The organism is Aquimarina sp. I32.4 (assembly GCF_002924285.1).
Classification (GTDB): Bacteria; Bacteroidota; Bacteroidia; order Flavobacteriales; family Flavobacteriaceae; genus Aquimarina.
This window is the reverse complement of record NZ_PGUB01000182.1, coordinates 1-4,899: the sequence shown is the minus strand read 5'-3', so window position 1 is coordinate 4,899 and position 4,899 is coordinate 1. Positions and strand designations below refer to the sequence as shown.

General features: G+C 32.3%; 5 protein-coding genes. 1 reads left to right on the top strand and 4 read right to left on the bottom strand.

The genetic code is table 11. From position 1 onward, the window contains the following. Positions 1–1,100: group II intron reverse transcriptase/maturase (ltrA, locus tag CVD18_RS21450; protein ID WP_103867514.1), on the top strand; the 1,100-nt coding region annotated here is incomplete at its 5' end. A 581-nt stretch (positions 1,101–1,681) separates the two neighbouring features. On the opposite strand, the gene CVD18_RS21445 is transcribed toward ltrA, so the two are convergent. The 4 genes from CVD18_RS21445 to CVD18_RS21430 form a co-directional block, all read right to left on the bottom strand. Beyond that, a complete protein-coding gene (locus CVD18_RS21445; protein WP_103867513.1) occupies positions 1,682–2,059 on the bottom strand; it encodes a nuclear transport factor 2 family protein in 378 nt (125 codons plus the stop codon). A 121-nt stretch (positions 2,060–2,180) separates the two neighbouring features. Continuing rightward, entirely contained in the window at positions 2,181–2,903 is a 723-nt protein-coding gene (locus tag CVD18_RS21440; RefSeq protein WP_103867512.1) for an SH3 domain-containing protein, read from the bottom strand. A 182-nt stretch (positions 2,904–3,085) separates the two neighbouring features. After that, entirely contained in the window at positions 3,086–3,598 is a 513-nt protein-coding gene (locus CVD18_RS21435; protein WP_146052893.1) for an MBL fold metallo-hydrolase, read from the bottom strand. 497 nt (positions 3,599–4,095) lie between these two features. After that, positions 4,096–4,803 carry a DUF1963 domain-containing protein gene (locus CVD18_RS21430; RefSeq protein WP_103867510.1) on the bottom strand — a complete coding sequence of 236 codons (708 nt, stop codon included), beginning with the start codon at positions 4,801–4,803 and terminating at the stop codon, positions 4,096–4,098. Positions 4,804–4,899 lie beyond the last annotated feature (96 nt).

Below are 4,899 nucleotides of genomic sequence, written 5' to 3'. Positions count from 1 at the left end.
TAGGAGTCCGTATCCCCAAAGGTCAAGGTAAAACCAGACTTTTGGGTATTCCAACAGTAGTAGATAGGTGTTTGCAACAAGCGGTAAGCCAACAACTAATGACAAAGTTCGAATATGATTTTGAATCGTTTAGTTATGGTTTCCGTCCAAAGAAGAACATCCATAAAGCAGTACTACAAGCACAGAGGTACATCAACGATGGATTTCAGGATATTGTAGATATTGATTTAGAAGGATTTTTTGATAAGGTAGATCACAGTATTTTACTACAATTAATTTACAACAAGGTACCATGTCCGATTACCCTTCGATTGATTCGTAAATGGCTACGATCTCCCATTGTTATAGATGGTAGGTTTTATAAACGCCGAAGAGGCATCCCTCAAGGAAGCCCACTAAGTCCATTATTATCTAATATTATGTTAGATGTTTTGGATAAGGAACTGGAAAGACAAGGTCTTCGTTATGTTCGATATGCAGATGATTTTAGTATCTATACAAAATCTAAAAGCAAAGCTAAAGAAGTTGGAAACAGGATTTATGTTTTTCTAAGAGAAAGACTTAAATTACCAATAAACAAGGCAAAAAGCGGTATACGCAGACCTGTGAATTTCGAGTTGCTAGGGCATGGATTTGTGCCGATCTACAAGAAAGGCATAAAAGGACAGTACCAGTTGGTTGTTAGTAAAAGTAGTTGGAATAAATTTAAGCGTAATCTTAAAGGTTTGACCAAGAAAACCAAGCCAATGTCATTAGTCGAGCGATTGGGTAGAATTACCAAAGTCTGTAGAGGATGGGTAAACAATTATCGTTTAACCAACAGCTATACCAAGCTGAAAAAGTTAGATGAGTGGCTACGTAATCGGTTACGGTATTGTATTTGGCATGATTGGAAAAAGGTAGAGAGAAAACGTAAGAATCTGATTCGATTAGGGATTAAACATGGACAAGCATATGCTTGGAGTCGAACCCGAATGGGAGGTTGGGCAGTAGCTCAAAGTCCTATACTAGGTACTACCATTACCATATCCAGACTCAAAAGAAAAGGATACGTTCCTATGATTGACTACTTAAATAAGGAGCAAACTTCGATTTGGTGAACCGCCTGTTACGAGACCCGTATGGCAGGTGGTGTGTGAGGTGCACTCCGCTATCTAATGATGGCGGAGCCATCTACACGATTATGTTTAGTTTGTTTTTCCAAAGCTAAGAAATTTTCTTCTTCCATCCAGTGGGACAAACAAACGGTGTTTCAAAAAGAACCCAATAATAGTAATTAAAAACGGTTATAATTGCCAGTGTTGCCTATTACATATATAGGTAATATGTGGAGTCGGTTACAATAGGACAGATTAGTAAAAAAAACATTAAGTTCCGTCAGTTTTTTATCTAGAATAAAAATACTATTATTTTTTATCATACGCTTTGTAGAGAACCCTCATAAAAATTAATAAAATATTGTATGGTAACTGGTATTGAGTAGTGAGTATTGAGTAGTGAGAAAACTGTATTGAGTATTAGTTATTGGTTGGTGGTGAAACTTGGTATATCTAAACAAAGCTCCTGTATAGAGAGGTATAGTGGGTTTGTGCTACGGTTATTGGTGTTTGTAAATAGCAATGAACTTTCATTAACCATGGAACGCCTTATTTGCTATGTACAGTGAGTAGTTGGTTTTTGATTAGTACATTTTATTTGGATTGGCTGAGTTCTTAGGAATCTGTTGAATTGAATCCCAATGTTCACAAATTTTTCCATTTTTATCAAATCTAAAAAAGTCCATTGTAACATATTGGTCGTTCCCTGGCCATGTCTGATGAGTGTGTAGTGCAACAAGATTCCCTTCAGAAATGCATCTCACAAATTCAATGGATTTATCAGGGTATTCTTCCTGCATTCTTTCAAAATAATTGATAAACCCTTGAGTACCATCTGCAACATCAGGATTGTGTTGAATATATTCTTCTCCAACATATTGTTTTATCGCATTTTTGGGGTTTCCCTCATAAGCCATTTTGTAAAAGGCTATTGCATTATTTTTGTTGTCTTCTGTGTTCATAATTTCTCGTTTTTACTTGCTGGTAAACAATAAAATATATGTTTGTTAAGATACATAGTTTATACAAGTTAAAGAGTAACCTTTATTAGCTATGTTTTACACAATGTGTTGCAACCATTTATTATTCTGCTGCTGCACCAATAAAAATACTTGAAACTTTTCCATTTTCAAATCCAAAAATAACTCCACCATATATTGAGCCTGCAATAATTTGATTTTCACTAAAAGACAAATCATCAATATATTTAGTATATGATTTCAAAACGTCTGTAATAGATGAATTTATGCCTATTTTTTTTGAATTTTTATAATTACAAGGTTCTGATATAGTTATCATAAAGACTGTTTTTTTAGAGTCCGCAGATTCTGATTCCATATGTAATGTGATACCATTATCGTATTTCCACTCTTGGATATATGCGGAAATTGCAGACCATTCTTGGTCTTCTCCTTTTTTTGATGGGACTCCTATCCTTTTTATTACTTCTTTTTGGGTTAAACCTAGTTTTAACCAGGAATCGAATGTTTCATTAAAATAATCATATTCTAAATCTTGGGTTATTTCGAGATATTCTTTAAAAACATAGCCTGAAAGCTTATCAGTTTTTATTTTAACCCAAAATCCTTCAATAATTTTACCATCTTCGTTTAATTTAAGAGGTTCAAGAGTTCTTTCAATTATTGTTGCTTTCTGTTTATAATCAAGTTTTCCTATTTTTTTACTTTTTAAAGAAGGTTCTTTTCTTACATTCAGACCCGATTTAGCAGTTATAATACAATCTTGTGAAGATAAATTTAATGTTGTTATTAGTAAAATTATAGTCGTTAGATTTTTAAATTTCATAAAAGTTTTTTTCTTATTGGTTACAATGTCTCGTTGCGTGTAGAAAAACACTTGCTCTTCTGTCTGGTACGTAGTCGAATTTTAAAATTTTATTTTTAGCTTACATTCTCAAAACGCAAAAATTTAAAAGTTTGGTGGACTTTGCAAACACGCCTAAACCTTATGTTAAGTGGCAGTTTTGCCTATCGGTTTTGCAAGTACTCACTTAGTTTTCTCTTTCCATTTCTAGTTATTATTTTGTAATGAAACGGATAAATATTCACAAAATCATATTTCAATAATTCCTTGCAACTATTTATTCTATCCTCCAGATTTTCATAGTCGTTCTGACTTTCTTGAGAAAAATCTCTTATTTCTCCATCTTTATTGCCGTAAAATGTATCTCCTGAAAATAGTGATTTTGATTTTTTTTCCAATACACATATTGCTCCTGCACTATGTCCTGGTGTATGGACAACTTCTATGTTTTCGGCAAAATTTGGCACCTCTGTGAAGAATACATTGGGTTTCATTTTCAACCAAGGATGATTAGTGTCGGCTTTATGTGCATAAACTTTTAGTCCGATTTTTTCTTGCCATTTTGTTCCGTCTGATATCCCACAAGAACCATGGGAAATTATGGCGTAGGCAGGTTTATCGAACGAGAGTATGAATTTCTCAATTTCCTTGGTATAAGTTGGAATGTCGAATAGCAAAACTTTGTCTTCTAGTTCAATCAAGTATGTGTGGACTTCTTCGCTATAAAAATATTGGTTGTTTATTTCATAAATGTCTGTTTGCAGTTTGGTATAGACTGGTTCGTTTTTCATATTACAAGAACTGAAAAACAAGGCTGAAACTATTAGATATGTTATCATTTTCATCAATGCTTTTTTTAAATCGCCATTAACAATAAAATATAGCAATTATACTCCTTATATATTTAGAATAAAAATACCATTATTTTTTATCATACCTATTGCAAAAAATAGCTGTAAAGATCAATAAAAAATTAATAAAATACTGTATAGCAACTGGTATTGAGAAGTTAGTATTGAGAAGTGAGAAAACTGTATTGAGTATTAGTTATTGGTTGATGGTGAAACTTTGGTATATATAAAGAAAGCTTCTGTATAGAGGAGTATAGTGTGTTGTTTTCTTTAAAATTAGGGGTTTGTGTCGTGGTTATTATTACCTGCAGTTATTTATTCGTTTAGTAAAAATCATAATATAAAGTCCATTCATTGGTTTGGTCATTTTTCGCAAACATTAAACTTCCGCTGTCTATTATATTTAGATTTATTTTTTCGTCAGAAGTAATTTGAAATACAAACTCAAATCCGTCTCCGAATCCTTCATCAATTCCAATTCCAGATTGGCAATAAGAAGGGAATCCGCCAATTTTATGCTTATATTGATGAAAGTCGGCTATATCATAGTAGCTTTCAATTTCTCCATTATTTTCAAGCTCAAGTATTTGGTCTTCCATTTCAGAAGATAAACCACCACCATCCCAAATTGGACAGTCTTGTTTCTTTTCAGCTTTTAAAGGAAATTGTTTTATAAAAGATTTTGGATTGGATACATCTTTTATACTAATATCTTCTAAATTTTCATATTCTCTTATTATCCAGTTTTCTCCCATTTTTTCAAAACATTCTGGATATTCATTTGAGATAAAAACTGTCATTATTTTTGTGTTCGACAATTTTGGATGAATAAAAGGTAAGTTCGGAATATAAATTTGAGCTAATGGAAACATTAATTCTCCTTTTTTATCTGTCGGAATCGTTTCGTCACTTTTATAAACAGAAACTTTTCCAATCCAACTTTCTTGAATCGTATTTTCAGGTCTAAATCCACCAACTTTAAAAATTGTCGTTTCTTTAGAAATTTTGTCTTTTACTTCTTTAATTGTCAATTTTGTTCGTTTTTTTTACTCTCGACTAACGTCAAATTTAATTAATGAAAATCAAGATGTTGAAAAGTCTAGATCTTCGGGTTTGATATCAAATTT

Coding starts and splice junctions, on each gene's coding strand:
- CVD18_RS21445 (WP_103867513.1), bottom strand. CDS start 2,059: ATGAACACAGAAGACAACAAAAATAATGCAATAGCCTTTTACAAAATG.
- CVD18_RS21440 (WP_103867512.1), bottom strand. CDS start 2,903: ATGAAATTTAAAAATCTAACGACTATAATTTTACTAATAACAACATTA.